Origin of the sequence: Corynebacterium sp. LK14, assembly GCF_008042215.1 — a bacterium.
Taxonomy (GTDB): Bacteria; Actinomycetota; Actinomycetes; order Mycobacteriales; family Mycobacteriaceae; genus Corynebacterium; species Corynebacterium striatum.
The window spans coordinates 241,400-267,068 of the sequence record NZ_NOVQ01000006.1; the positions used below are offsets into that span (position 1 = coordinate 241,400).

Below are 25,669 nucleotides of genomic sequence, written 5' to 3' on the forward strand. Positions count from 1 at the left end.
CGTATTAAGCCGGCAAGTGGAACAGGCCCTGGGAATCTTGCTCCGCGAGGCCGTCGTCAAGCAGCGATGCCAAAGCCCTGGAACGCTGCGCTGCATCGGGCCACACCACGTCGATGGAACTTTGCGGCACCGGCCCCGATGCCCCGCGCAGCACGTCGAGGATGAGCCCGCGCACTTGGCGGTCGGTTCCCTTGAACTTCTGTATGCGTTTCTTTGCGCGCGTGAGCTCCTCCTCGCTGGGCGGCGGGCAGCCCGCGAGTTGCCACGCGCAGCCCGTGCGCAGCGGGCACTCCTCGCACTTCGGCGACTTCGCCGTGCACACGAGAGCCCCGAGCTCCATCAACGCGGCGGAAAAGCGTGGGCCATTTACCGCGGGTAGGAGTGCCTCCACCTGCGCCAACTCCTTCTTGGACGGTTGCGGCTGGAGGAACTGCCCATCCACGGCGCGGGCGTAGACGCGGCGCACGTTGGTGTCCACCACCGGCACGTTGCGCCCGTAATGGAAGCACGCCACGGCCCGCGCGGTGTACTCGCCGATGCCGGGCAGGGCCAGCAGCTTGGCGACGTCGCTTGGCACCGGGGCCTCACCAATCTCCTGCGCGCACTCCCACAAGCGCAGCGCGCGGCGGGGATAGCCGAGCTTGCCCCAAGCGCGCAGGACCTCAGCTCGGGAGGCCGCGGCGAAGTCCGCCGGGGTGGGCCAGCGCTCCATCCATTCCTCCCATACCGGAGCCACACGCGCGACGGGCGTTTGCTGGCTCATGACCTCGCTGAGCAGAACGCCCCACGCGGAGGTCCCGGGGCGTCGCCAAGGCAGCGGGCGTTCGGCGGAGTCGAACCATGTGAGGAGGGCGGCGGTATCAATCATCGGGAATCAGTGTAGGACAGCGGTGGTAGGGGACTACAGTTAGTGACATGCCACTTTCTAAAGTTCCACAAGATCCACAAAAGGTTTGGGAAGCTCTGCAAGCGGGCAACCAGCGCCTAGTAACCGGCAACGTCATCTCCGTCAACGATGATGCCCACATTCGCGCCGGGCTCACCAAGGGCCAGGATCCGCGCGTCATCGTGCTTTCGTGCTCCGACTCGCGCGCCCCTATTGAGCACGTATTCAACATTGGCTTTGGCGACGCCTTCGTCATCCGCACCGCCGGTCACATCCTCGATAACGCGGTACTGGCTTCGTTGGATTACGCCCTGGAGAATCTGAACGCCAACTTGCTCGTGGTCATGGGCCACCAGTCCTGCGGCGCGGTTGCTGCGGCTTCCGCGTTCCTCAACGGCGACATGAATCTACCGACCGGCCTGCAGCGCCCAATCATTGAGAAGGTAGCTGCGTCTGCGCTGCAGTCGCGCCGTGAGGGCCGCGACTCCACTCCGGATTTCGAGCGGGAGAACACTGCACAGACGGTTTCACAGATCATCGCGGATGTGCCTGCGGCCCGCCGGCTTCTCGACGCCGGAACCCTCGGCGTCGTGGGCTTGCGCTATCTGCTGGAGGATTCCAGTGTGGAGACCGTAGTACTGCACGGTGTGCAGTAGCTTAGTGCTGCACTCGCTCTCTCCCCAGTTGAGTCCCGCCATTTAGCCAGACACGCGGCGAGGGTTAGTGCAGGTTAGGGGCGTGGCCCCTTAAAATCAAGAACGTGACTGAGAACCGACGCAACCCGCTGCCCCAAGAGATCTACATGCGCCGCCGAGTGGCCGCGCTGATTGGACTCCTGGTTGTCGTGGGCCTGCTCTTGTGGGCTGCGACCTCGATGTTTGGTGGCTCGGATGAATCGGTTCCGGCGGCTTCGACAAGTGCGCGTGGCTCCGAAGCGGCGCCGGAAACGAAGGCCACCTCGAAGGCGGAAAAGACCAGCTCCAAGGAGTCGAGCACGCAGCCGGCCTCAGACAGCGCCACGGCATCGGCCACCAACCCGAGCGAGGAGCCGAAGAAGAACACGTGCGCTCTTGCAGACCTGCAACTGACGGGCTCTGTCAGCAAGCCAACCTATGGCCCGGGCGAGCAGCCGACTTTCTACATGGAGGTCAACAACCCCACGGCCGTCGACTGTGTCATTGATTTGGAAGCCGACACCATGCGCTTCGAGGTCTATGACTTGAAGACCAACCAGAAGATGTGGACCGACACCGACTGCTACCCGCCGGTCGAGGAGAAGACGCAGACCTTCAAGCCGGGCGAGCCACGCAAGTTCGAAGCCGTGTGGTCGCGCAAGATGTCCCAGCCGGGCCAGTGCGTGGACCGTCAGGAATCGCCGGTGGGCGGATACTTCATGCACGTGGTCATTGGCGATAACGCAGCACCGGCTCAGACGTTCAACCTCGTGGATGCGAACGGCGCTTAGCCCAGCAGCGCTATGACCTCGCTGAGCGTAGCGGCCTGACGCACCCGAATCCCGGTGGCATCTACTTTGCCAGCCGGGACGATTGCGTTTTTATAGCCCAAGCGCGCGGCTTCGGCGAGGCGACGGTCCAGGTTTGGCACTCGGCGCAGCTCGCCGGCCAGGCCCACCTCGCCGATGACCACGGTCTTAGCCGGCAGCGGCTTTTCGTGTAGCGAGGACCACGTTGCCAGCGCCACCGCGAGGTCCGTGGCTGTCTCCTGAATGCGCACGCCGCCCACCGTGGCAACGTAAGCGTCCTTGTCATTGGTGCGCTGGCCCGCGCGTGCCTGCAGCACTGCTAGCACCATCGGCACACGGTTGGAGTCCAAGCCCGTGACCACGCGGCGCGGGTTCTTGGCCACAGGATCCACGGTCAGCGCCTGGACCTCCGCCAGGATGGGGCGAACGCCATCCATGGCCACGGTCACCGCTGAGCCATCGGGCGTGCTGCCGCGGTGCGAGAGGAAGAGCCCGGAAGGATCAGCGACCTCGCGGATGCCGCCGGAGGTCTGCTCGAAGCAGCCCACCTCATCGGTAGCGCCGAAGCGGTTCTTGATGCCGCGCAGCATGCGCAGGCTGGATTGGCGGTCGCCTTCGAAGTTGAGCACGACGTCGACAAGGTGCTCCAGCACGCGCGGGCCCGCCACGTTGCCGTCTTTGGTCACGTGGCCCACCAAGAGAACCGGAATGCCGGTGGACTTGGCTAAGGTGGTCAAAGCCGCGGTCACGGCCCGGGACTGTGCCACGCCGCCGGCCACGCCCTCGACGCCCGCGGCGTGCATGGTCTGCACCGAGTCTACGATGATGAGGCTGGGCTTGAGCTGCTCAACGTGTCCGAAGACTACATCCAGGTTCGACTCTGCGGCGAGATACAGCGTGTCATGCAGGGCGCCGGTGCGCTCGGCACGCGCCCGCACCTGGCCCGCGGATTCCTCCGCCGTAACGTAAAGAGCCTTGCGGTCTAGCTGCGCCCAACGCGAGGCCACCTCCAACAAGAGCGTGGACTTACCCACGCCTGGCTCGCCCGCCATGAGCACCACCGAACCCGGCACAATGCCCTTTCCCAGCACGCGGTCTAACTCCCTGATGCCGGTGGTAATGGTCTTGGTAGCGCTTGCCCCAATCTTGGTGATGGGCTGCGCCGGGCTGCTGGGAGTAAGCCCCTTGACCATCTGCCCTGTCACGGCCGCCGCAGCCGCCGAGCCTGCCAACGCCGCGGGCGCCGACTCCTGGAGCGTGCCCCACGAGCCGCAATCTGGGCAGCGGCCAAGCCACTTGGGGGAGACGTAGCCACACTCAGAACAGGTGTGGACGGGACGGGACTTCTTTGCCATGCCAGTAACTCTAGGACACCCACCGGACACGGGTACCTATCCGCCCCAAACGCAAAGCCCCGCACTCGAAAGTGCGGGGCTTCGAAAGCTTAAACCTTAGTGGTGGCCAGCTTCAGGCTTCTCGGTGGTGTAGCCCTCGGTGGACTTGGAGTCGCGATTGTACTCACCGGACTTCAGCGGGGAAGCGGAAACAGCAGCGTTTACCTCGATGGTGCCATTGTTGAAGGTGAAGGTAACCGGGCGGGAACCGGCGTAGCCGTAGTCCTCGTTCTGCAGGGTGGTCTCAACGTACTGGACGTTCTTGTTCTTCTCGTCCTTCTTGAGCTCCTTGAGGTTAGCCGCGGAGTCAGCGATGATGGACTGGTCGCGAGCCATTGGCTTAACGGAGCCGAGGTCAACGTCCTGGCCATCGACGGAAACGGACTCGAGGGTGATATCAGAAACCTCGTAGCCCTGGTTAACTGCTACGAACTTCAGGGAGGTCTCGCCGGAGTCCGGTTCGACCTGAATGGTGACGTCGCGAACTGCGACTGCGCCGTCCTCGGTGGCAGCGGAGGAACCGTCAACAGCCGCAACCTTGTCGGAAGTCTGGGTAACGTGGCCTGCAGAGCAGGAAGCCAATGCCAGCGCAGACAGGGCGGTTACGGAAATGATGGCACCGCGACGAGCGGCGGTCTTCAGTGGCTGCACTTTGAGGGTCCTCCATAGATTGCGATCACAAAGCTTATCAACGCTTTAGCCTAGTACCTTTCCGTGCCGAGTACACAGTTTCGTGAAAACCAATTGGGTAGTAAGCGGGGTAATACGGGGGTAGACGTGGGCGTCGGCAAGCAGCTGTGCGGCGCGTGCTAAACTTGTTGCCCTGTATGTGTGCCGTTAGCGGCGCGAACATTTAATAAGGAGTGGCAATGGAATTTAAGGTCGGAGAGGTCGTCGTCTACCCGCACCACGGTGCTGCCAGGATTGCTGATATTGAGCATCGCGAGATGGGTGGCGAGACCCTGGAGTACTTGGTGCTCCAGATCAATCAGTCTGACCTTGTGGTTCGCGTGCCTTCCAAGAACGTGGAGCTCGTCGGTGTTCGCGACGTCGTGGGTAAGGAAGGCCTCGAGAAGGTATTCTCCGTCCTGCGTGAAATCGACGTTGAAGAGGCCGGCAACTGGTCCCGCCGCTACAAGGCTAACCAGGAGCGCCTGGCTTCCGGCGACATCAACAAGGTTGCCGAGGTCGTCCGCGACCTGTGGCGCCGCGACCAGGACCGCGGTCTGTCCGCAGGTGAGAAGCGCATGCTGGCCAAGGCCCGTCAGATCCTCGTGGGCGAGCTAGCGTTGGCCTCCCCGGTCGACGAGAAGAAGGCCGACACCATGCTGGAAGAAATCGACGCCACCATCGAGCGCCACCGCGCCGCGGGCATCGTGGAAGACAAGTCCATCACCACCGACATCGACAACGACATCGATCTCGATGACCTCTCCTTCGACGACGAAGACGAATAAGCCCGTTGTCGCGCTCATCGCGGCAGCAGGGATGGGCACGCGCCTCGGCGCAGAAGTGCCCAAGGCCTACGTTGAGCTCCAAGGACGCACGCTCCTGGAACGCTCCGTAGCGACCATGGCGCGCAGCGGCGTGGTTAAACACGCGGTGGTCACCGTCTCTCCGGTGATGGAAGACACCGCGCGAGCATTGCTTGCCGACGCCCCCTTGCCCATCACCCTCGTCCACGGCGGCGGCGAGCGCGCCGACTCCGTGTGGGCCGGCCTGCAAGCCATTGACGAAGAGGACGCCGTGGTGCTCATTCACGACGCCGCCCGCGCCCTGACCCCGCCAGCCATGATCGCGCGCGTGGCCCAGACCGTCCTTGACGGCGCTCCCGCCGTCATCCCGGTTCTGCCGGTTTCCGACACCATCAAGATCGTCGACGCCGAGCGCGTTGTCTCCACTCCGGATCGTTCCTCACTGCGCGCCGTGCAGACCCCGCAAGGCTTCGACTTGGCCACGCTGCGCGGCGCCAACGAAAAGTACTTCTCCGGGCAGCAGGAGTTCATCGCCACCGATGACGCCAGCCTCATGGAATGGTTCGGCGTGCCCGTGGCCACCGTGCCGGGCGACCAGTTAGCGCTGAAAATCACCACGCCCATGGACCTCACCCTGGCTACCGCGATTCTCAAGGAGAACTCATGACCCAGCCGATCATCCCGCGCGTTGGCATCGCCACGGACGCGCACCAGATTGAGCCCGGCAAGCCCTGCTGGATCGCGGGCTTGCTCTTCGAGGGCGTGGACGGCTGCGAGGGCCACTCCGACGGCGATGTGGTGAGCCACGCGCTTGTCGACGCCCTCCTTTCCGCCTCCAACCTCGGCGACCTCGGCTCGTTTGTGGGCGTGGGTCGCAAAGAATACGACAATGTCTCCGGCGAGCGCCTGCTGCGCGAGTGCCGTGAGCTGCTCGAATCCCATGGCTTTGTCATCGGCAACGCCGCCGCTCAACTGGTGGGGCAGTCGCCGAAGATGGGCCCGCGCCGCGAAGAGGCCGAGCGCGTGCTCAGTGAGATTTTAGGCGCTCCCGTTTCCGTGTCCGCTACCACCACCGACCACCTGGGATTCACTGGCCGCTCCGAGGGCCGCGCAGCCGTGGCCACTGCGGTGGTCTGGAAACAGTAATTCGCGGGTCGCCCCAGCGCGTTCCTGCGCCGCAGCCTCTTCTTTTGGCACATACCCAGCCCTAGAAATGCAGCTTCCTGGTGAAAAGCGCGGCGTCGGAAAGCGTGGGCGAAAGCGAACAGGAGGTCTTGGTTTCCAGGGCTGGGTATTTGCCGGGAAAAGGCGCGCGTGACCAACGTGACCCGTACGGTGCAGGAATTTCAAAATGCCGGCTACCAGGTCGTTGGCCTGGACGCCGGCGGCGAGCACACGCTCGACACCTACACCGGTGGCAAGGACCCTGTGGTCATCGTCATCGGTTCTGAGGGAAAGGGCATCTCCCGCTTGGTGCGCGAGAATTGCGACGTCATCGTGTCCATTCCGATGACCGCCTGGGTTGAGTCCTTGAACGCATCCGTCGCCGCCGGTGCCGTGCTTTCGGAGTTCGCTCGTCGGCGTCGCGCGGCGAAGTAACACGTAATTTGGAGGGCGTCGCGTTGTGCGGCGCCTTTTTGCTGTTTTACCCGGCCTGGTTTTAGCTTTTGGGCAAATACCCAGGCCTGGAAAACCAGACCTCCTGCTCGCATCTTCTTGCGTTTGCCGACGCCCCGCAATCCACCAGAGAGCTGCGGATTGAGGCCTGGGTATTTGCGCGGAGTTGATGAATCTGCGAAAGGTAACTTTTGACACTTGAACGCTGTCCAGGGGCAGCGTATATCTTTTAGCAGCGCGCGCTATAAGTTCGGATTCTTCTCAAGAAAGGAATGCTTATGAAAGTGGGCATGGCTAAGCAGGCAACAGCTCCCAAGAAGTCCTCTGGAAATAAGTCCTACTACCGACACTGCTAAGGCTCGATGAAAACTTCAGTCAGACTAATAACCGTAGGGATTTGGATCTCTACGGTTATTAGCGCATTCATTGCCTTTGTCGGAGCCAGCCTCTTATCGACTCTGGATTACCGGCTTGGCAACGAGTTTGTCCAGATCGAAGACTTCAAACCTGACAGTCACACAGAAACACTGTTTCCTGAGCTTTCTGAATTTGCGGGGGACTCAGGATTTGACGTATCGATTTATTACTCCTCGCTAGCTGATTCGGATGGTGAGCTGCGAATCTACTCCTCGGCTCTGCCTTCAGGTGCAGTTAACTTTGAGTCTCAAAAGTTTCAGAGAGGCGAAAAGTTTGTTTGGTATCCATTGTCGGAAATTCCGACTAAGGAACCGCGCCAAGTTTTTAACATTAAAGGATCAGAAAATGACGCTCGAGACCTAACGACATGGTTGGAGGAGCGCGGGTATTCCGTGATAGGGCTCCAGAACTTGACTTGGAGTTTCGTCATGACTTCGTCGCTGCCTTTGTTGGTCGCGGCTGCTTTTCTACTCGCGCTCGTGTTGGGTGGCGGGCACTGCCTAGTGCGGGCTCGCGAAATCGGCATTCACAGACTTTTGGGGCTAAAGCTATCGCAGACGCTAAGGCTTGATGTAACGCGGCTTGCCAAGCAAACATGGCTACCATTTTTTCTTGCGATCATTTTTATTGCGGCGGCGTTGTATCTTTACAACGACTGGGCAGAAGCGACGTTGTTTTGGGCCTTTTTCGGCGTTTCTGTGTTGCTCCAATGGGTCGGTTTGGCGCTGGGCTATGTGCTCGGGCAGTTATTGGTTCGAAATATTTCGATCCCGCAGGCCATCAAAGGCAAGGTTCGGGCGCGTCCAATTACCTACGCACTGTATGCTGTCCGGCTATTGGCACTCTTGACGAGCCTGACGGCACTTTCACAGATGGTTGATACCGGTGCTGAGGTGTCCGCGCGAGAGGAATTGCAACCGTATTGGATCGGACATGCCAATGAGCAAGAGTTTGCCCTGAGCTCGAATAGCACTCCGGATGAAAAAGAACAGGCTGCAGCTGCAGCGCCCTTGCGTCAGGCGGACCGCGAAGGAAAGCTACTCTTAGCGGATCCTTTTTGGCTTACCTGGCCGACTCAACTGGAAGCCCCGGTTATTCTCAGCAACCATCGGTTCGCCGTTCAAGCTGGTGTTGCCCCTTCTGAAGAAGACGTAACCGTATGTGCTCCCGTTGCCCTCAGTGAAGAATCCAAACAGACGATTATTGACTCCGTTGCATTTGAAGCCGAACTCGCGAAGAAGAAAGTTCCAGATTTTAACTGGAAAGAGGATTGTTCGCTTGGGCAAGTCTTTTCCTATGACGTTGAGCTGCGGCCAGTAATAAATGACCCCATTGTGGTCTCGTTACCAGTGGGACTTGAAGCTATCGGTGACCGGAATTTACTCGCGAAAGCCTCGCAGAAAGTCCTCCTTGCCATCGAGCCAACTGTCGTTGGTGAGCTAAAAGATGGGACGGTGGGCAAGGTGCTTGCCACGGCACAACCGCATGCTGATTCCTGGCGATCGTCCCTTGAGGAAGCCAAAGATCAATTCAGCCTTTGGTCGTTAAACACGGTCGTAGCGATATTACTGGTTTCCTTGCTAATCGTCGCGGGGCTTTTCAGTTTCCAGGTGGCGTTCCGGCGAGAGCTCTATGTTTCCTTCATTTGTGGGCGCAGCCCGTGGAAGATGTGCAGGAAGATTCTGCTGGCCGAGCTATTCTTTTTCGTTACCACCATCGGCTGGGTTTTGTATCGTTTGCGCGAGCACAAGGAACAACTGGAATCGCACTATCCATCAACGTGGTCGATGGGGTTTGAAAACAGGTGGTCCACGGCAACCGTTCTTGCTGTGGCCGCATTTTCGATCGTGTGGATGTGTATTTCAATCGGTTTGACCTGGTGGATTAGTGCGCGAAATCAAATGCGCTGGACAGACAGCGAGGGAAATTAGGATATGGAAATTCAGGTTGAAGACCTTCACTACAGCGTGAAGGGAAAAATGATTCTTTCCGGCCTTACGCGGTCTTTTGCGGCTGGCCGGGTGACTGCATTAACCGGTGTCTCTGGAAGTGGAAAAACCACCCTGTTGAACCTCTTGGGCGGTCTAATCTCGCCGGACAAAGGCTCAATCATGTGGGATGGAAACAACATTGCATCGCTATCGGCAGGTCGACTGCGCAAGTATCGTCGCGAATGCGTTGGGTATCTCTTTCAAGACTACGGCTTGGTTCCTGACCTCACCGTTGTCGACAACGTGAAGCTCGCAGCCAGCAACGTTTCGCGCCGTGCTTTCGACGAGGCGCTAGACAGCGCTTTGGCGCAGGTTGGTTTACGCGGCTATGAAAAGCGTGTGGTCAGCGGCTTGTCTGGCGGCGAACAACAACGAGTAGCCTTGGCGAGGATCCTCGTTTCCAAGCCCAAAATCGTAGTGGCGGACGAGCCAACCGGGGCGCTTGACGAGGACAATGCTCAGCTGGTTGTTGAACACCTCCGTGCTTTCGCTGACCAAGGCGCCGTTGTCGTCGTCGCGACGCATTCCAAGCATGTAGCCGACCAAGCAGACTGCGAGGTAACGCTTTAGTGTGGCGATTGAAATACTCGGATATGCCGTGTCTCCTCGCAGGCATCCGAGACGATGAGCAACCGATACTCGATGAGCTAAGACGCTACTTCCTCTGGACCCAGGTTGAATGTGCGTCCACTCAATGGGAGCTGCTGAATGCACTGTCTCGCTCACAGGAGCAATTGCTGGTGTTGTGCGAGCGCAAAGACTCGGCGACCTGGGTATGGGATATACAAGAGTTAAAGAGCAGCGATTTCATTTACTTGGTGGATTATTCACAGCATTCGCGTGAGAAGCTTCAAAAGGCAATCAATTTGGGCGCGTCTGCATATTGTGTGGTTACCCCGGAATCTCGCTCCGGCCATGAGGGCCTTAAATTAAGTTGTTGCTTCGATATAAACGGCGTAGCTGTTGGGACAATGCCTGAACCAGATATGCAGCGAAACCTCGAGCGACTATCCGCGATTCAGCTTCGAGTTTTAAACGGAACTATATGTGGGCACTCAAATTATGGCATCGCGGAGGAAACCCATCTTTCTGTGCCGATGATCAAGAAAATAGTTTACCAGCTGCTCGACATATTTGCTGCAGAGAACAGAGTCCAGTTAGCCCTCAAAACCTTACCCGCTATGGGTTGAGCTGCCAATCCTGTTGCAAATTCCCAGGGCAGGAAAACCAGACCTCCTGCTCGCATTTTCACGCGCTTGCCGACGCCCCGCAATCCACCAGAGAGCTGCATTTCCAGGGCTGGGTAAGTAGCGGGGAGGCGAGCCGCGGGGCTATAAGCCGAAGAAATCCTCCACCACCTGGGCCGCGATGAAGCTATCGGTATTCGGGCCTAAGCGCGCGTCGAGCTCGTTGCCCGAGGGGATGACGTGGCCCACGCCTTCCATGGTCCACAGCTCCACTGGGTTTTTGCCTGGCCACGTGCGCAGCTCGACGTCGTCGAAGGGCCGAGACACAACAACCTCGCCCGCGCCGTTGAGCTCAGCAAAGCGTTGCGCAGTCCACGGCGCCGAGGTCACCTTTCCGCGCGTGCTGCCCATAATGCCTGCCTCACCACCCTCGTAGGGAGCGAGCGGGTCCGCAGTGCCGTGCATCATGAGCACCGGGGTGGGCTTATAGCCATCGGGATTAGACGGCGCATGGTTAGCACCGCTGCCCAGCGTGGAGGCGAAGATGCAGGCGCCGTCGAGGAGGCCGGGGGCGTCGAAAAGCAGGCGAATGACCATCTGCCCACCGTTGGAATAGCCGCACGCGAAGGTGTGCTGGGTTCCGTACTCGTGGTGGATTGTATCAACCACGTGGCGCAGGAACGCGACGTCGTCGATGCCCAGCTCGCGGGTCTTGACCGGCAGGATGGCGCGGGAGTCGTTGAAGTGGCGGCCCACGCCGTCCGGATAGACCACCACTGTGCCCGTGCGCTCGGCTAGCTCGTCGAAGGTGCCGTCCGTGAAGCGCCGCAAAACGCTGCCATTCTGCAGCGAACCGTGCAGGAAAAGCAGCAGGTTAGGGCCGGGATTCTCCGGCGCAACGACGGTGTACTTGCGCTTTTGGCCCTGAAATTCCACGGTGGTCATGGGCCACTAGTTTAGTCCTGGTGCGCGCAGTGCTCGTCGTGGGTGCTGGTGTGGTGCTTTTCCGAATCGCTGCGGCCCTCGAAGTGGGCTTTGGTGACGCGGGCGGCGGCGATGTCGTCGCGAACTGCGCGGCGGTTGCGCAACCAGCCGATGAGGCGGCAGACCAAATAGATGATGAAGGAAATCGTAGTCACGAAGACCGAGACCGGCAGGCCCGGAGCCAGCGACAAAATGAGACCACCCACGGCTGCGACCTCCGCGAAGATGGTGGACCACAAGACCGCACGCACGGGGGAGGAAGTAATCTGCACCGCCGCGGCGCCTGGCGTGATGAGCAGGGCCATGACGAGCAGCGAGCCGACAATCTGCACCGACTGCGCGGCGGTCAGGCCCACCAGGATGGCAAAGCCAACGGAAATAACGCGGACCGGAACGCCGGCCGCCTGGGCCATGACGGGGTCGGCGGAGGCGAAGAGCATCGGGCGCCAGAACAGCGCCACGATGGCCACGATGATGACCGTGGTCAGCGCGAGCAGCCATACCGAGGCCGCGGAAACGCCCACGATCTGGCCGGTCAGCAGCGTCATCGCCGTATTGGAGTTGCCCGGGTAGAGGTGCAAGAACAGCACGGACAGGCCGAGACCGAAGCTCATCACCACGCCAATGGCGCTATCTTGCTGGCCTTTGAGACCCAGCACCGCGAGGATGATCGCTGCCACGATGGCGCCGGCAATTGCGCCGAAGCCCAGGTTGAAACCAAAAAGCAGCGCCGCAGAAGCACCCATCAGTGCCAGCTCTGAGGTGGCGTGGACCGAGAAGGACATCTGCCGCAGCACGATGAGCGAGGTCATAACGCCGGACAAGATACCCAGCAGCGCGCAGGCCCACAGGGAGGATTGCACGAAGTCGACACTGAGCAGGTACTGGGTGTCTTCCCAAAACTTAGACAGCGAGCTAGACAACGATGAGCCTCCCATCGACTTCAATGACGTTGACCTTGGAACCGTAGAGCTCCGAGAGGACATCGGAGCGCATGACCTCGTCCACCGCGCCATACATGTGGCCGTGTGGGGCGATGTAGAGCACCTTGTCCACCACGCCCAGCACCGGGTTGATGCCGTGCGTCACGAACAGAATCGAGGTGCCGCGCTCCGTGCGCCAGCGGTCGAGTTTTTCCACCGTGGCCTGCTGGCGGGCCGGGTCCAGGGAAAGCAGCGGCTCGTCGGCGAGGATGAGCTGTGGGTCGTTGGACAGGGCCTGCGCCTGGCGGACCAATTGCTGCTGGCCGCCGGAAAGCTGGCCCACGCGGCGATCAGCGATGCCGGTGGCACCCACCTCGGCGAGCAGCTCGTCGACGCGGGCGCGGGAGGGGCGTCGCTTAGCGATGGCCCCATGTGCCAACGACAGTGAGACCAAATCCCGGGCGCGCATGGGCAAATCCTGCGGGAACATGCGCTGCTGCGGGATAAAGCCCACGCGCGCGTTGACCTCCACGCGGCCGCCGGTGAGTTGACGCGTGCCCAAGATGGTGCCGAGCAGCGTGGACTTGCCCACGCCATTAGGGCCCAAAACGGCGATAAACTCGCCGCTTTCGACGGCGAGGTTAAGGCCTGACCACAGCGGCTCTACCGCTGCATCATGGAACTGTACGAGCACTAGGCTTTGACCACCTCGAGTGCGGAGACAGCCTGGTCGTAGTAGTCGAGGAAGTTGGTGTCCTCCGGCGGGGTCTCGCCGATTTCCACGATCGGCACGTTGCGGTCCTCGGCAGCCTTGCGGATGCGCGAGGAGATGTCCGTCTCAGTCTGCGGGTTGTAAATCAGCAGGTCCACCTTGCCGTCCTTGACGGTCTGCAGAAAGCGCGCCAGGTCCGCCGCGGTTGGCTCGCCCTCGGACACAGTGGCCTTGCGGAAGCCCTCCGGCGTCACATCCAGGGCAGGGGTGTACTTCATGATGTAGTCCGCAATCGGCTCGGTCTGCGCGTAGTTGAGCTTCGGCAGCTTCTCGACACGCGCCTTAATGCCCTCGACGCGCTCCAACAGCGGGTCTGCAGATGCCTTGGCCTCTGGGTTGGCCTTATTGACCAGGTCGGCGACCTCAGTGGCCACCTTCTCGATGGCGGCAGCGTCGTACCAGACGTGCTCGTTTCCCTCGATATTGGTGACCTTGGATGGGTCAGACTTGGCGACGGCCTTGGCTTCCATCGCGGTGACGACGTCCGGCTCTTCGTCGAGCTTGCCGTGGTCGGTCAGAGGGAGGGCGTGGATGATCTCGTCCTGATTCTTCACAGCTTGGTAGAGCCAGGAATCGTATCCGCCGCCGCCGACGATGAGGACGTCGGCCTCGTTGGCCTTAGCGATGTCTGCCGCGGTGGGCTCAAAGTGGTGCGGGTCGACGCCGTTGCCTTTGACGATGGGCTCAACCTCGACGTCGACATCTGCCTGCGCGGTGTCGATGACGGCTTCTGCTACGTCGGCCCAGATGGAGGTGGAGGCGACAACCTTGATGGTGTCGGAGTCGCCGGCGCCCTCGGAGTCGGCGCTAGAGCATGCAGTGAGGACGAGGCTGCCCGCGCACAGGGTGGCAACTGAGGCGGTGAAATGCTTTAGAGAAAAACTCATACCGTCTAGTTTGCGTTTGTTGAAAATTATTGTCAAATGATAATGTATTGAAAATCCGTGGCTCGGGAGCCGTAAAGAATGTGGGAGAACAAGGTAGGGTAACCAGCATGGTAAAACGCAGCCACAATCGGAAAACTCTGGCCTCGCTGGCTGCTGAATTGGGTGTATCTCGAACCACCGTATCCAACGCCTATAACCGCCCTGACCAGCTAGCGCCCGCCACTCGGGAGCGAATCCTCACTGCTGCGGCTGCGCACGGCTATACCGGGCCCGACCCCACCGCGCGCAGCCTGCGTACCCGCCGCGCGGATTCCACCGGCGTGCTGTTGACCGAACACCTTTCCTATGCCTTCGAGGACGCCGCCTCGGTGGACTTCTTGGCGGGAATGGCGGAGGCGTCGACAGGCGCTGCGACCACCCTCACGCTCATCCCCGCCGGGCCGGATGCGCCATCCGACGACGCCGCCGCCCTGCTCGCCCGCGCTGCCGTCGACGGCTTCGTTATCTACTCCGTTTCCGCGGGCTCCGTGGCCGCCGCGGCGCAGCGTGGCCTGCCCGTGGTGGTGTGCGACCAGCCCAAGGATTCCGGCCTGCCCTTCGTGGGCATCGACGATCGCGCTGCGATTAAGCCTGCGGCACGCGCGCTTGTCAACGCCGGGCACCGCAACATCGGTATCCTCTGCATCCGCCTGCGCCACGAGCGCCTCGACGGCTTTGTAACGCGCGAGCAGGTCGAAGCCGCAGACATGCACGTGCAGCGCGACCGCGTACTCGGAGCCCTCGACGTGTTTGATGACGCCGTGCTTTCCGACGTCCCCATCGTCACCCGCCACATCAACGACGCCAGCACCGCGCGCGCTGCCGCGGAAGAGCTGCTTGCCGAGCGCCCTGAGCTCACCGCGGTGCTGTGCACGACCGACTCGATGGCGCTCGGCGTGCTCGGTGTCTTGCGCGATGCTGGTCTCGCGGCACCGAAAGACCTCTCCGTGACCGGCTTCGATGGCATCACTACCGCACTGTTGGTGGGCCTGACCACCGTCGTGCAACCGAATAAAGCCAAAGGCGCGGCGGCAGGCCATATGTTGGCCGAGCATATCGACGCCGCGCTTTCCGAGACTGCCCCAGTGCACGACCATAAGCTACTGCCCACCCGTTTCAACGAGGGGACCACGGTGGGCTCGCCGCGCGAGCAGCATTTTTTGGATTGGCAGCTCTAGTCGGCACATTTTGCCAAATATTGCGCCAAAATTTGCCGAAATCAGCGCCTTGTTTGGCAAAATGTACCGCGCTTGCCCCGTTTAACGCGCATCACGCTTAAGTGCCGAAGTGAACCGCGCGGGCCGCAGCGAGCTCCTCCAAGAAATCAGACACAGCCGCAATATCCGGAACGCGGTGTGCGGCTAGCGTCTCGCCTTCGCCAACCTTCACACCCAGGTCTGGTGGCTGATTCAAAACCGCGAATCCGTCTTCATCGGTGACGTCATCACCCAGGAAGACGGTGGCGGTGGCGCCGACGCGCTCGCGCAGCTCGGAAATCCATGAACCTTTCGTGGCCTGGGTAGCGGAGAACTCGATGACAGACTTGCCGGCAGTCATGGGGAAACTGGCTGGGTCGAGTGCACGGCCAGCAGCGTAGGCCTCTGCCGCCAGATCCGGGTCGCTGAGCTCCAGCCGGCGCAGGTGGAGCACGCGCTGGAAAGGCTTAATCTCAATTTCCGCGCCAGGGAAGCGCTCCATGAGCTCGCGGATTTCTGCTTCCTTGCGGTCGAGGTGCTCCTGCATCTGCGGGGTCAACGCCGTGTCTTGCCACGAGGACTCCGCACCATGGGAGCCGCCCAGCAGCACCGGCTCGCGCAGCGGGAAGACGCGCTTTAAGCCCTCCAGGTGGCGGCCAGAAAGTGCTGCGACCGTGGTGTTGGGCAAGCCTGCGAGGCGCTCTAGCGCTGCCAGCGAGCGCGGTTCTGGCTCGGCCTCATAAATCGCCTTGGCGAAGCCGGCGAGGGTGCCGTCGAAGTCAGAGACCACGGCCAGGTGCTCGGTGGCAGCCACCTCAGCGAGGCCGGGAAAACTCGTGTGCGAATCAGTCATGGTCTCCATCCTAAAGCGAGACCATGCGGATAGCAGGCGAGTCCACCTCCGCGGTGTCTAGCGTTAGAACCAGCTGGTTGTTGGGGTTGAGGCGCACCTCGAACTTGTGCTCCTCAGCGAGCAAGTTGCGCAGCAGGTTATCTGCCCACAGGGCCGAACCCGTGCAGTCATCGGGGCGGGTATCGATGCGTACCTTATCGATGGTCATCAAGTCCGCATCGCGAATATTCGCTGCCTCCTCGCCCTCGGTATAGGACACCTTGGCCTGGAAAGGCGAGCAGCCAGTGGACCCCACAATGGAAGACTCGCCGAAGCTCATCTGCGGAACCGAGACCGTATTCTGCGGGATGGCCGAAGGCTCATCAGGCTTGGTGTAGATAGCCACGACCTGCCAATCCTTGCCCACGATGCGCTCGTCGCCGCGCGGGGTAGGGCCCTCGTCCTCCGAGCCGCACGCGCTGAGACCGACTGTGGCCACGAGCATTACTGCTGTGAGAAGTCGCTTCACTTACTCACCGCCGCCTCATCTAGAGCACCCAAGAACGCGCGGGACCACACGTTCACGTCATGCGAGATTACCTGCTCGTGAAGGTCGAGCATGCGTTGACGCATGGTGTCGGGGGCGTCGTCAAGCGCTTTAAGCGCGGAAAGCAGCGCGCGCTTGATGGACTCGATGTCGAAAGGATTGCACAAGTTGGCCTGCGTGAGCTCGTCTGCCGCGCCCGCGAACTCGGAGAGAACCAGCGCGCCGCGGCCGTCGGGATGCGCAGCCACGTACTCCTTGGCCACCAGGTTCATGCCGTCTTTGAAGGGGGTGACCAGCATGACGTCGGCAAGCCGGTAGTACTTGCGCAGCGCATCCTTGGGCACGGCGCGGTGGACGTAGTGAACCACCGGGCGTCCAATCTGTCCAAAGCGGCCATTGATGCGGCCCACGGCCTCCTCCACCTGGGAACGCGTGGCGCGGTAATGGTCGATACGCTCGCGCGACGGCGTGGCAACCTGCACCAGCGCCACCTCCCGTGGGTCAAGTGCCTCGGTTTCCAGCAACTCCTCGAAGGCCTTGAGGCGCTGCAGGATGCCCTTGGTGTAGTCCAGCCTGTCGACGCCCAGAATCACCCGGTGGTGCCCGCCGAACTCTGCGCGCAGACGGGCTACTTCCTGCTCGTCTGCGGGCGTGAAGTTCGCGAGGGAAGAGGTTTCGATGGAGATGGGGAAGGCGCCTACACCTACGGTGCGACCATCGACGTTGATCCCCGCGCTAATCTCGCGCGTGCTTACCTTGCCCGTGACCTCGAGATCGAGCCGTTTGGCCAGCTCGAGGAAGTTGCGGGCATTGGATTCGAGGTGGAAACCGATGACGTCGGCACCCATGAGGCCACGCACGACTTCCTCGCGCCACGGCAGCTGCAGGAACAGATCCGCAGAGGGGAAAGGGATGTGCAGGAAGAACCCGATGGTGAGGTCGGGGCGCAGCTGGCGCAGGATGCCTGGCAGGAGCTGCAGCTGGTAGTCCTGCACCCACACGGTGGCGTTGGGGGCAGCGACCTTGGCTACTTCCTCAGCGAATCGGAGGTTGACCTCGCGGTAAGCGTACCACCACTCGCGCTTATAGACGGGAGTGACGATGAGGTCGTGGTATAGCGGCCACAGGGTGGCGTTGGAAAATCCCTCGTAGAAGCCCTCGAAGTCGGCTTCGGTGAGTTTGACGGGGTGTAATAAGATGCCGCGCTCGGTGGTGAAAGGCTCGGGGGCGTCATTGATGACGCCTGGCCAGCCCACCCAGCAGCCCTGCTGGGCCTCCAGCACGGGGGACAGGGCCGTGACCAGTCCGCCGGGCGAGGCCTTCCAAGTGCGGGTGCCGTCAGGTTGGACCTCAAGGTCCACAGGGAGGCGGTTGGCCACCACCACGAAGGAATTGTCGTGGCCAGACATCTGCCCTAGGCCTTCTTCGTGGTCTTTTTAGCTGCCTTCTTGGCAGTCTTCTTGGTGGCCTTCTTAGTTGTCTTCTTCGTAGACTTCTTGGCAGCCTTCTTGGTGGTCTTCTTCGTAGACTTCTTGGCAGCCTTCTTGGTGGCCTTCTTTGGTGCGGCCTCGGCCTGCTCAGCGAGGACCTTCTTGTGGACCAAGCCCTCTGGCTCGACACCGAGCATGGACATCAAGGTCACGCCGTCGAGGAAGTCCTCGGCGTAAGTGGCAACGATGCGGCGCGCAGCGCGGGCGGTCTCTTCCTCGACTGCATTGGTTTGGTCCGCAGCGGGCTGAGTGTCAGTGACCTTTGGTGGCACGAAGTCCTCCTGAACGAGTTGTGAAAGCTTTCAGACAGGACATTCTACGCCATATGGCCGTGCGGTGCGGATTCGGGTCCAGCGGGCAGGGCTCGGTGGCGGGGGTGCCGCCCTAATTGCCAAATTGTTGCTGTTTTGCGCGCGATTTTGGCCACGATTCGGCATCTAGGCAGGCTGCACTCCAACGCTATGGCTGCGGATCCTGCGGCGTGGTGCCCGGTACCGTGTACTTCGGCCTAGTTGCCGAAGTGTCGCCGTTTGCCGTCCCGTTTTGCTCACGATCCGGCATTTGGGGCGGCTCAGAGTCGGATGCGGCGCCCTGCGGCTGTGCCTCCCACTGCGTGGTAACCGGCCACATCTCGGTGATGGTCTCCCACTCTTCCTTCCAGTCCTCGCCAATGGCCTGGTCTTGGAGCATACGCACCTGCTGCGCCGGCATCGGCGGCTTAGGCCCATGCTTCGGCGGCAGCACCGGTCTGTTGACCTTCGGCGCGAACGGCGAAAGCGGCACGCGCGGAATGCGCGGCTTGCGGGCAGCCAGGCGGCTGGCCTGGTGGAAGGAGAAGTGGCCAATGCGCTTAAACGCCGAGTACGGGCGGAAGTACTGCGGGCGGCGCAGGCGGCGGGCAACGCGCTCGCCCAGCACAACGCCAGCAGCCAGCGCACCAGCGATGGCAATAGCGCGGGCAAGGTTGGTAAAGCCCACAATCATTTGCTCATTCAGCGAGGCGTACATGCCGCGGTACAAGGTCAGACCCGGCAGCATCGGGGTATAGCCCACGATCATCGTGATAAGCGGCGGCATCATCCACCGGCGGGAGAGCAAGCCACCGGCCAGGCCCACAGCCACTGCGGAAATGCCGCTGGCCACCACAGCGCCCACGCCAAATGGAATGACCACAAAGTAGTAGAAGAGCATACCGGCGCCGGCCGTCAGACCAGAGATGGTGACCTCAATCCACGAGGCGCCACAAGCCAGTGCAAAGGCCGCCGAACCGATGCTGCCGAACAGAATGAGCAGCGGAACCTGGTGGTAGACCGGCGGCGCGAGCGTCGCCAGCGGCGGCAGCGTAAAGCCCATCCAGTCCGAGAACTGAATACCAACGCCAACGCCGGCGATGATAGCGCCCGTGGCCAGCATTGCCTCAAAGAAGCGAGCCGCCGAGGTCACCGGTGCGCGGGTGATGCCGTCAACCAAGCATTGCACCAGCGTGAGGCCAGCGACGAGGACGATGATTCCCGAACCAATAATCTGCGAAGGCGAGAACGTAATGCCCATGCCCGCAGCCAAGTTGTAGAGGATTGCCGCAGGCACGACGGCCAAGAATCCGCCAATAATGTTCTGGTAGAACGGCGGCACTCGGAACTTCGCGGCCCACGTGTTCACACCCATGATGAGCAAAGAGACGAAAAACGCCACGACGCCAACCAAGGCATCGCCGCCCAGCATGACCGCGAAGGAACCGCCCATAACGCCCCAGCCCGCCAGAACGGTGGAGGTGCGATAAGGCGCCTTCATGTTGTTGATCTCATCGAGGACGCGCTCAGCCATCGCCGGCGGGGTGGCGCCCGAACGGATGGAGTAGATCAGGCGGTCCACAGCAGAGAGCTTGGAAAAGTCCACGGTAATAGCCGGTGCCACGCGGAAGACGTGGAGATTGCGGCGGTTGGCGCCGGTGCCAATTGCAGTGTGGATCGTGATCGTATTCATCATGATGTCCACGTGGCAGTAGTGCAGACCATAAGACGACGCCACGAGGTGAATCTGCGCCTTCGCGTCTGAGTTCGCGGTGCCAGCGCTGATGAGGATTTCACCCACGCGGGCCGCGATCTCCATGACGCCCGTGACTTGGGCGGCATCGGTCAGGTCAACCGGCGCCAGCGGCGATGGTGGCGGCGCGGCCTTAGCCGCGTCGATCGTGGCAACGTAGCCGGAAGAGGCACTAAAACGCTCTCTCCATGCGGAAAAGAAAGACACCCAACTAACCCCTAAACACGAACTCTAGAAATGACCAAAACTTGCGCGGAGACCATTCCTGCACTCTAACTGTTATGACTCGCGTGCGCACAGGCCACCCCAGCATTTTTCTAGGGCGCGGTGCTCAGGTACGATTCTTCGCAGCGGTATTAACCGCGGTGCTGGAGTGGCGCAATCGGTAGCGCAACGCACTTGTAATGCGTAGGTTGCGAGTTCAAGTCTCGTCTCCAGCTCAAAAAGCCCTGGTAGAACAAATTTCTGCCGGGGCAAACTTCATAAAAACAGACAAAGTGTCTAAAAAGTGGATAACTAAAAACACGCGCCCTGGTTCCGGGCGGGCCGGCTGCGACGCGGGCTGTGTCATGTTGCCGGTGCGCGGGTCTGCCCTCTTCTCGAAGTGCGCAATTTGCGCACTTTCAGCGCCGCTACCCGCGCCTGGGCGTTACCGTTCGCAGCCTGCGATAATGCGCGCCCGTTTAAGCGGTTGAGGGGTACTGGCATACACGGGCGAAAGTTCAACGCCTTAAACGGCGATATTGGACAGGGAAAACGCCGTCGTTTGCCCAGCGTGGCGAAACTTTTTGGCCGTGCGTAAAAATCCGTGGACGCGGCCAAAGTCGGGGAGGAGTCCGCTGGAGAACCCGCCTAAGAATTATGTGGGGTGCAATTCTGGAACCCGTACACACTGCGCAGTCCTAAGCCTTTCGGCGACTGTGGTAACCAGGGGCGGGACAACTCCCCGCCCCTAGCGGTGGTGTGATATCACGCGCGCGTGCGCGCGATGGGGTACCTCGGCGCGCGGGGAGAGAGGAAAGGCCCGCCCCCGTCCTTTTCCGCTGGGCTTTTCATTAGTGATTTTTTGGCCCCCTCCCCCCAGGCACCGAGCGTTAGACCGCCGGGTCTTCGGTGGTGGTCACGTCGCCGGCTTCGGCCGGGTCGGGCTTGATGGCTGCGGCGTCGGTGGTGAGCAGCATCTGCACGATGCCAGGGCCGCGGGTCACGGTGGGAGCGAAGCGGCCCTCGGCGCGGAAAGTGACGTGGTTGTAGTCGAAGTCCTCGCCGGTGCGGTTCCATTCGAACTTGAGGTGGCCGTCGGTTCTCACGGCTACAGACTGGGCGTTAATGGCGAAGCCGTTGCCCTGCGGGACGCGCGGGCTAGTCACTACGGGTACACCCCAGAGCAGGCCGTGAGTTTGGTCGACGGGTGCGGCGTTGAAGAGGAAAGAGCCGGAGCCGGTGGCCTTCGCGGTTTCCATGAGTGCCCAATCCTCGGGGTTGAGGATAAAGGCGTTCACGTCAAGGCCGAGCGTTTCGAGCTTGGACTTTGCCAGGCGGGCGGTGGTGAAGCCGTCTTCCTTGAAGGCTGCGGTCTGCGCACCGGTGGCTCCAGCTAGGACGTTGACGAGCCATGCTTCGACCTTCTCCATGACGCCGGAAATCATTTCGCTTGAGATGAAGTTTCCGAGTCCGTTCACGTCTTCGAGCATGTACTCGTCGACGTGCTTGACCAAGTGGGCAACGACGGCGAGCTCGCCATTCACGCGCTCGAAGCCGAGGTTCGACTCGGGCTTCTTCGTGCCAGTAGGAACGATGCCGGCCTTGAGTTCGCGGACGGTCTGGCGAAGGTAGGTAAACGCCGGGGTGGCCTGCATGTAGGTCGGGAGGATATCGAGGATTGTCGTGGGCTTGGAGCCCTGTTGCTGGATATCGGTCTCGACAGTGAGCGGCACGACGAGCTGGCCGGTGGCAGCTAGGCCGCTATCGGCCTTCTGCTTGAAGTCGGTTACAGCGCGGTCGGCCACGGTGGCGCGGGACTTGGTGGAGGTGGGAAGTGCGAGCTTGTCACTCATGATGGAGGATTCCTTCTTTCGGTTTTTGTTGAGGGAGCGGAAGAGCGCGTCATTGGCGTATTTCTTGTTGAACTCTTCGATGCTGTCCTCTTCGATTGCTTGGCCCGCGGCGGCTATACGGCTGAAGAGGTCTTGTCGATCGCGGGCCTTTTGGCGCTGGTTCGGCAGGTCTCGAATGAGTTCGATTTGCTTGAGCTGCTCCGTGGTGAGTCCGGACTTTCGTTCGGCGGCGGTGTCGACGATCTCCTTCACGGCTTTCTGTTCGACGAATTCGGCGGTCTGTTCATCGAGTTTCATCGAGTCCTTGAGCAGAGCTCGGGAGTCCTTGGACTTGAGCAGAGCCGAGAGGTAGAGCGTTTGGTCATCGAAATCGTTGAAGAGCGTCGAGACGAGCTTTGCCTGCGAGTCGGACGCGGCGGACTTAGCGACGATTTCCGGGGACACGGCGAAGCCACCGGGCGGGGCGGCTTTAACGCTGGTGATCTTTGCTTCCGGGTTCGCGCCCGTCATTACGACGGAGACCTCGATTAGTTCGAGCTTGGTTATCCGGTAGACGGGTTGATTGTCGACGGTATCGTCGGCGCCGTCCAGGACGCGGAAGGCGAAAGACATATCTTTGATTCGTCCGGACTTAATCAGATTGTAGACACGTTGTCCGCTTAGATCGTCCATGTCGAGCTGACAGCGAACGAGAAGGCCGCGTTCGTCTTCGAGGGCTTCGATAACGACGCCTACATGGCTTCCCAGGTCGGTTAGGTGGTTGTAGAGTAGCGGGATTTTCTTTCCCGCGGCGTTGAGTGCGGCGAGTGATTCGGTGAAGGCACCGGGTTCAATGATGTCGCCGTAGGAGTCGATGTTTCCGAAGACCGCTGCGTAACCCTCGATGATGCCGGAGCTTTCATCGGCGTTCTTGGTCTTGAAATCAACGACTTTCGTAGTCGTGTTCATAGAGATCTCTCCATTAGAAGGAATGGGTGATTTGGGCATAGCGGAGCAGACATGCTCGACGCGGGGCCGATTCGTTCGATAGAGGGCACGGCGCTGGGGGTCGGCCCGCGGTCGCGGCCTTGAGGGCGGCGCCGGGGCGGACGTGCGCGGTGTAGCGAACAATTCGGACACTAGCACGTGTTGTCGATTCCGGGAAGAAGTGGCGTCGGCAACGGTGGTAGCGTTACGCGCTTTCGCGGACTTTGAAGTACTTCCCTTTGCCGTCGCGCGCTATCTCCCCTTCATCGGCGAGACGATTTAGAAATTCGTCTAGGTCTCCTATCTCTTTGATTTGGTCTACCGTTAGAGAGCCTTTAACGACGGCGGGGGATTGCCCGAATTGGTCGTAGAGCGCGTCCAGGACGGCGGCGCGAGTCTCGTTAGTCACGCGTCCTGGTCGAGATATTTGTGGTGAAATTTGTTCAGTTGGATCACTTTCCTGGGGGTGATCCAACTGGAAAAGTTGCCCAGTTGGATCATCGCGTTTCCCCTGCATATCGCCAGTTGGATCAGTTGGATCACTCTCACGAGTGCGAGGGGACTTTTCTTGCTTGATGATCCGACTGGGCAGAGACCACACAGCAGTTCGCGGGAAACCTCCGGGTTCGGAATGACCGTCGAGTTTCTTGAAGGCGCGCTTGATGGTTCCCTCGGAACCGGCCCCGGCCTTCTTCGCGGCCTTGAAGACTTCGGGTCGAGGTGTAGGCCCGCGTTCGGTGAGGTAGTCTTCGAGCCACATTTCGGCCGTCGTTCGGTCGTCGGCGTCTTCGTCGGCCTGGCGGTCGAGTAGTTCGGTCGCGATGGTGTCGGTGAACTCTCCCCACTCGATGGCCCCTAGTTCAGTGAAGGTTCCGTCGTCGAGCTTGACCGGGCGCGAAACGAGAGATGCTTCACGTGAGACGATGCCGCGTGCGAGGTTTGCTTTCGTGTTCGAGACGATGAGTCGGCCGTCGTCGTCCATTGCGGCAGAAAGCACGCTGCGGGCGATTTGAGACCACGCAATGGAACCTAGAAGTAGCTTGCCGGTGTCCTTGCCTTCGGCCTTGCCAAAGTGTGCGAGACCGACGACGGTGATGCCATAGCGGTCTGCGGCAGCGGCGAGGGGCTCGAGGAATTGGCGGACGTGGTCGTCTTTGTACCCGTCGAGTTTCGGATCCATTGATGATTTCGCGGCGTCGAGGACAACGAACTTCACGCCCTGGTCGTTGAGCTCGTCGAAGAGAAGGTTGGTGTCCTGCGGGAGTTTAAGGTGTCCTTCGTTGCCGGTTTCGGTTTCGACGTCGATAAAGAACACGTTGTCGAGGTTCGCACCAGCGGCCTGCAAGCGCGGTTTCACGGTGTAGGAGCGTGAGTCTTCGGAATTGAGGTAGGCGCACTTCACGCCTTTCTTGCTCAACTGGGAAACCCAGTCGCACGCGATGGTCGACTTGCCGATGCCTTCACGGCCGGCGAGTAGTGTGAGCATACCGGCGGGGATCCACTGGTCGATAACCCAGTCGATGGTTTCGGTCTTGATGCTCGTTGCCGGGGTGAGCTTCACTCGACGGCGGCCGATTTTGGCGCCCTGGTCGACGAGCTCGTCGGAGGTATGGCCGGCTGCGATGTGGTCGGATAAGTCCTTGCCTTCTTTCGCGGCCTTGATGATGATCGACTTCGGGCGCGGTGACATGCCGGTCAGGTAGGTGAAGACTTTGTCGGCGCGTTTGCGGCCGGGGGCGTCGTTGTCGGCGATAATGATGACGTCACGGTCGGCGAGCGGTGCCCAGTCCGCTCGATCCGGGCTAGTGCTGGCGCCCTGGGCTTGCGTCACGGCGGCGGCGTGCCAGACATGCGCGGCGGTATCGGCGTCTTTTTCACCTTCGACAACGTAGACCGGCCCGTTGTTGGATAGGCTGTCGAGTCCGTAAAGGTTAGTGCCCTTGGTGTTGCCAATTTGTTTAAAGACTTTGGCGGGGTCGCGGCATACAATGCGGCCGTCGCCGTAGTCGTAGCGTGCCCCGGTCTCCTCGTCGAAGAGGTCGCGGACGGTGAGCCCTAGGGCGTCGAGGACGTCGTCGGTTTCTCCGTTGTGGCAGTAGATGAGTGTTTGCTTGCCGTTGTAGGTGACGGAGGTGCCCCGGTCAGTGTCACTATGGCCGGGCGTCTGGAAACTAATTTGCGTGTCACTCCGGTACGTGACGTGAAGGCCGGCTTCTTCGACGGCGTTGAGAACACGCTCGAATGATGTTCGGTCAGTGTTGTATCCTGGCATTAAGGAAACCTTCTTCCCCGTTGACCCCGTCGAGGTACACACTCGGCGGGGTTCCGCATGTGTGCGGACTGATCGTCTATGACTATTCGGTTGGTATGAAATGTTGTGCGGATTCGCTCTTGTTTTCTCAGGGGCGCCACAGCGGGGTGTTCACGGGTGCTGTGGCCTGGTGCCCGCCCGGTGCTCGAAACCGGGTGCCTGCCAGTCGGGC

At 60.9% G+C, this 25,669-nt stretch carries 23 protein-coding genes, 1 tRNA gene and 1 pseudogene; 11 read left to right on the top strand and 14 right to left on the bottom strand.

The annotated features are described in order from the left end of the window. Positions 1 to 4: 4 nt before the first annotated feature. Entirely contained in the window at positions 5 to 868 is an 864-nt protein-coding gene (locus tag CHU71_RS02400) for an A/G-specific adenine glycosylase (protein WP_187271995.1), read from the bottom strand. Positions 869 to 915: 47 nt separating this feature from the next. Here CHU71_RS02400 and CHU71_RS02405 point away from each other — a divergent pair, with 47 nt between their 5' ends. Then, complete coding sequence (locus tag CHU71_RS02405) at positions 916 to 1,542, top strand: carbonic anhydrase (protein ID WP_005529881.1); 627 nt, start codon at positions 916 to 918, stop codon at positions 1,540 to 1,542. A gap of 104 nt (positions 1,543 to 1,646) precedes the next feature. Next, on the top strand, positions 1,647 to 2,351 hold the full coding sequence (locus CHU71_RS12750; RefSeq protein WP_236593672.1) for a hypothetical protein: 705 nt from the start codon (positions 1,647 to 1,649) through the stop codon (positions 2,349 to 2,351). On the opposite strand, the gene radA is transcribed toward CHU71_RS12750, so the two are convergent. Next, on the bottom strand, positions 2,348 to 3,724 hold the full coding sequence (gene radA, locus CHU71_RS02420) for a DNA repair protein RadA (RefSeq protein ID WP_147760064.1): 1,377 nt from the start codon (positions 3,722 to 3,724) through the stop codon (positions 2,348 to 2,350). The genes CHU71_RS12750 and radA overlap by 4 nt on opposite strands. 96 nt (positions 3,725 to 3,820) lie before the next feature. After that, positions 3,821 to 4,414: a hypothetical protein gene (locus tag CHU71_RS02425; protein WP_005529886.1), complete on the bottom strand. Its 594-nt coding sequence runs from the start codon at positions 4,412 to 4,414 to the stop codon at positions 3,821 to 3,823. Between the two features lie 218 nt (positions 4,415 to 4,632). Here CHU71_RS02425 and CHU71_RS02430 point away from each other — a divergent pair, with 218 nt between their 5' ends. From CHU71_RS02430 to CHU71_RS02460, 7 genes and pseudogenes are all read left to right on the top strand, one after another. Then, positions 4,633 to 5,220, top strand: coding sequence for a CarD family transcriptional regulator (locus CHU71_RS02430; protein WP_005529888.1), 588 nt, complete (start codon positions 4,633 to 4,635; stop codon positions 5,218 to 5,220). Further along, complete coding sequence (ispD, locus tag CHU71_RS02435; protein ID WP_147760065.1) at positions 5,189 to 5,905, top strand: 2-C-methyl-D-erythritol 4-phosphate cytidylyltransferase; 717 nt, start codon at positions 5,189 to 5,191, stop codon at positions 5,903 to 5,905. Before CHU71_RS02430 ends, ispD begins: the two co-directional genes overlap by 32 nt. Further along, complete coding sequence (ispF, locus tag CHU71_RS02440; protein ID WP_147760066.1) at positions 5,902 to 6,384, top strand: 2-C-methyl-D-erythritol 2,4-cyclodiphosphate synthase; 483 nt, start codon at positions 5,902 to 5,904, stop codon at positions 6,382 to 6,384. Before ispD ends, ispF begins: the two co-directional genes overlap by 4 nt. 162 nt (positions 6,385 to 6,546) lie before the next feature. After that, a pseudogene (locus CHU71_RS02445) lies at positions 6,547 to 6,837 on the top strand (TrmH family RNA methyltransferase); the annotation flags it as partial. Between the two features lie 380 nt (positions 6,838 to 7,217). Beyond that, positions 7,218 to 9,203, top strand: coding sequence for a hypothetical protein (locus CHU71_RS02450; protein ID WP_147760067.1), 1,986 nt, complete (start codon positions 7,218 to 7,220; stop codon positions 9,201 to 9,203). Positions 9,204 to 9,206: 3 nt separating this feature from the next. Further along, entirely contained in the window at positions 9,207 to 9,833 is a 627-nt protein-coding gene (gene ccmA, locus CHU71_RS02455) for a heme ABC exporter ATP-binding protein CcmA (RefSeq protein WP_147760068.1), read from the top strand. Between the two features lie 8 nt (positions 9,834 to 9,841). Beyond that, complete coding sequence (locus CHU71_RS02460) at positions 9,842 to 10,453, top strand: response regulator transcription factor (protein ID WP_187271996.1); 612 nt, start codon at positions 9,842 to 9,844, stop codon at positions 10,451 to 10,453. A gap of 141 nt (positions 10,454 to 10,594) precedes the next feature. On the opposite strand, the gene CHU71_RS02465 is transcribed toward CHU71_RS02460, so the two are convergent. Genes CHU71_RS02465 through CHU71_RS02480 form a run of 4 tightly spaced genes read right to left on the bottom strand, consistent with a single transcriptional unit; the run spans position 10,595 to position 14,016 of the window. Further along, positions 10,595 to 11,395 carry a PHB depolymerase family esterase gene (locus CHU71_RS02465; RefSeq protein WP_147760070.1) on the bottom strand — a complete coding sequence of 267 codons (801 nt, stop codon included), beginning with the start codon at positions 11,393 to 11,395 and terminating at the stop codon, positions 10,595 to 10,597. A gap of 11 nt (positions 11,396 to 11,406) precedes the next feature. Next, positions 11,407 to 12,372 (bottom strand): metal ABC transporter permease, encoded by a 966-nt coding sequence (locus CHU71_RS02470; protein WP_172953457.1) that lies wholly within the window; start codon positions 12,370 to 12,372, stop codon positions 11,407 to 11,409. Next, the gene (locus CHU71_RS02475; RefSeq protein ID WP_147760071.1) at positions 12,350 to 13,051 is read right to left on the bottom strand and encodes a metal ABC transporter ATP-binding protein; all 702 of its coding nucleotides are present in this window, start codon (positions 13,049 to 13,051) and stop codon (positions 12,350 to 12,352) included. The genes CHU71_RS02470 and CHU71_RS02475 overlap by 23 nt, the downstream gene beginning before the upstream one ends. Beyond that, positions 13,051 to 14,016 carry a metal ABC transporter solute-binding protein, Zn/Mn family gene (locus CHU71_RS02480; protein ID WP_187271997.1) on the bottom strand — a complete coding sequence of 322 codons (966 nt, stop codon included), beginning with the start codon at positions 14,014 to 14,016 and terminating at the stop codon, positions 13,051 to 13,053. Before CHU71_RS02480 ends, CHU71_RS02475 begins: the two co-directional genes overlap by 1 nt. 107 nt (positions 14,017 to 14,123) lie before the next feature. On the opposite strand from CHU71_RS02480, the gene CHU71_RS02485 reads away from it, so the two are divergent. After that, positions 14,124 to 15,233, top strand: coding sequence for a LacI family DNA-binding transcriptional regulator (locus CHU71_RS02485; protein WP_147760072.1), 1,110 nt, complete (start codon positions 14,124 to 14,126; stop codon positions 15,231 to 15,233). A 97-nt stretch (positions 15,234 to 15,330) separates the two neighbouring features. Here CHU71_RS02485 and otsB read toward each other — a convergent pair whose 3' ends face one another. The 5 genes from otsB to CHU71_RS02510 all read right to left on the bottom strand — a co-directional run bounded on the left by otsB (position 15,331) and on the right by CHU71_RS02510 (position 20,370). Continuing rightward, on the bottom strand, positions 15,331 to 16,113 hold the full coding sequence (gene otsB, locus CHU71_RS02490; RefSeq protein WP_147760073.1) for a trehalose-phosphatase: 783 nt from the start codon (positions 16,111 to 16,113) through the stop codon (positions 15,331 to 15,333). A 1-nt stretch (position 16,114) separates the two neighbouring features. After that, positions 16,115 to 16,612 (bottom strand): hypothetical protein, encoded by a 498-nt coding sequence (locus CHU71_RS02495; protein ID WP_239298360.1) that lies wholly within the window; start codon positions 16,610 to 16,612, stop codon positions 16,115 to 16,117. Further along, entirely contained in the window at positions 16,609 to 18,039 is a 1,431-nt protein-coding gene (locus tag CHU71_RS02500) for a trehalose-6-phosphate synthase (protein ID WP_147760074.1), read from the bottom strand. The genes CHU71_RS02495 and CHU71_RS02500 overlap by 4 nt, the downstream gene beginning before the upstream one ends. 5 nt (positions 18,040 to 18,044) lie before the next feature. Next, complete coding sequence (locus CHU71_RS02505; RefSeq protein WP_049151433.1) at positions 18,045 to 18,392, bottom strand: hypothetical protein; 348 nt, start codon at positions 18,390 to 18,392, stop codon at positions 18,045 to 18,047. A gap of 187 nt (positions 18,393 to 18,579) precedes the next feature. Beyond that, complete coding sequence (locus CHU71_RS02510) at positions 18,580 to 20,370, bottom strand: threonine/serine exporter ThrE family protein (protein ID WP_147760075.1); 1,791 nt, start codon at positions 20,368 to 20,370, stop codon at positions 18,580 to 18,582. A 160-nt stretch (positions 20,371 to 20,530) separates the two neighbouring features. Between CHU71_RS02510 and CHU71_RS02515 the strand changes: the two genes are divergently transcribed. Continuing rightward, positions 20,531 to 20,603 (top strand) — tRNA-Thr (locus CHU71_RS02515). 654 nt (positions 20,604 to 21,257) lie between these two features. On the opposite strand, the gene CHU71_RS02520 is transcribed toward CHU71_RS02515, so the two are convergent. Then, complete coding sequence (locus CHU71_RS02520) at positions 21,258 to 23,168, bottom strand: HK97 family phage prohead protease (protein WP_187271998.1); 1,911 nt, start codon at positions 23,166 to 23,168, stop codon at positions 21,258 to 21,260. 223 nt (positions 23,169 to 23,391) lie between these two features. Next, complete coding sequence (locus CHU71_RS02525) at positions 23,392 to 25,458, bottom strand: AAA family ATPase (protein ID WP_147760077.1); 2,067 nt, start codon at positions 25,456 to 25,458, stop codon at positions 23,392 to 23,394. Positions 25,459 to 25,669 lie beyond the last annotated feature (211 nt).

Bases quoted from the DNA above. Each gene is read 5' to 3' on its own strand.
- CHU71_RS02400 (WP_187271995.1), bottom strand. From the start codon at position 868: ATGATTGATACCGCCGCCCTCCTCACATGGTTCGACTCCGCCGAACGC.
- CHU71_RS02405 (WP_005529881.1), top strand. From the start codon at position 916: ATGCCACTTTCTAAAGTTCCACAAGATCCACAAAAGGTTTGGGAAGCT.
- radA (WP_147760064.1), bottom strand. From the start codon at position 3,724: ATGGCAAAGAAGTCCCGTCCCGTCCACACCTGTTCTGAGTGTGGCTAC.
- CHU71_RS02430 (WP_005529888.1), top strand. From the start codon at position 4,633: ATGGAATTTAAGGTCGGAGAGGTCGTCGTCTACCCGCACCACGGTGCT.
- ispD (WP_147760065.1), top strand. From the start codon at position 5,189: ATGACCTCTCCTTCGACGACGAAGACGAATAAGCCCGTTGTCGCGCTC.
- ispF (WP_147760066.1), top strand. From the start codon at position 5,902: ATGACCCAGCCGATCATCCCGCGCGTTGGCATCGCCACGGACGCGCAC.
- CHU71_RS02450 (WP_147760067.1), top strand. From the start codon at position 7,218: ATGAAAACTTCAGTCAGACTAATAACCGTAGGGATTTGGATCTCTACG.
- ccmA (WP_147760068.1), top strand. From the start codon at position 9,207: ATGGAAATTCAGGTTGAAGACCTTCACTACAGCGTGAAGGGAAAAATG.
- CHU71_RS02465 (WP_147760070.1), bottom strand. From the start codon at position 11,395: ATGACCACCGTGGAATTTCAGGGCCAAAAGCGCAAGTACACCGTCGTT.
- CHU71_RS02470 (WP_172953457.1), bottom strand. From the start codon at position 12,372: ATGGGAGGCTCATCGTTGTCTAGCTCGCTGTCTAAGTTTTGGGAAGAC.
- CHU71_RS02480 (WP_187271997.1), bottom strand. From the start codon at position 14,016: ATGAGTTTTTCTCTAAAGCATTTCACCGCCTCAGTTGCCACCCTGTGC.
- CHU71_RS02485 (WP_147760072.1), top strand. From the start codon at position 14,124: ATGGTAAAACGCAGCCACAATCGGAAAACTCTGGCCTCGCTGGCTGCT.
- otsB (WP_147760073.1), bottom strand. From the start codon at position 16,113: ATGGAGACCATGACTGATTCGCACACGAGTTTTCCCGGCCTCGCTGAG.
- CHU71_RS02500 (WP_147760074.1), bottom strand. From the start codon at position 18,039: ATGTCTGGCCACGACAATTCCTTCGTGGTGGTGGCCAACCGCCTCCCT.
- CHU71_RS02520 (WP_187271998.1), bottom strand. From the start codon at position 23,168: ATGAACACGACTACGAAAGTCGTTGATTTCAAGACCAAGAACGCCGAT.
- CHU71_RS02525 (WP_147760077.1), bottom strand. From the start codon at position 25,458: ATGCCAGGATACAACACTGACCGAACATCATTCGAGCGTGTTCTCAAC.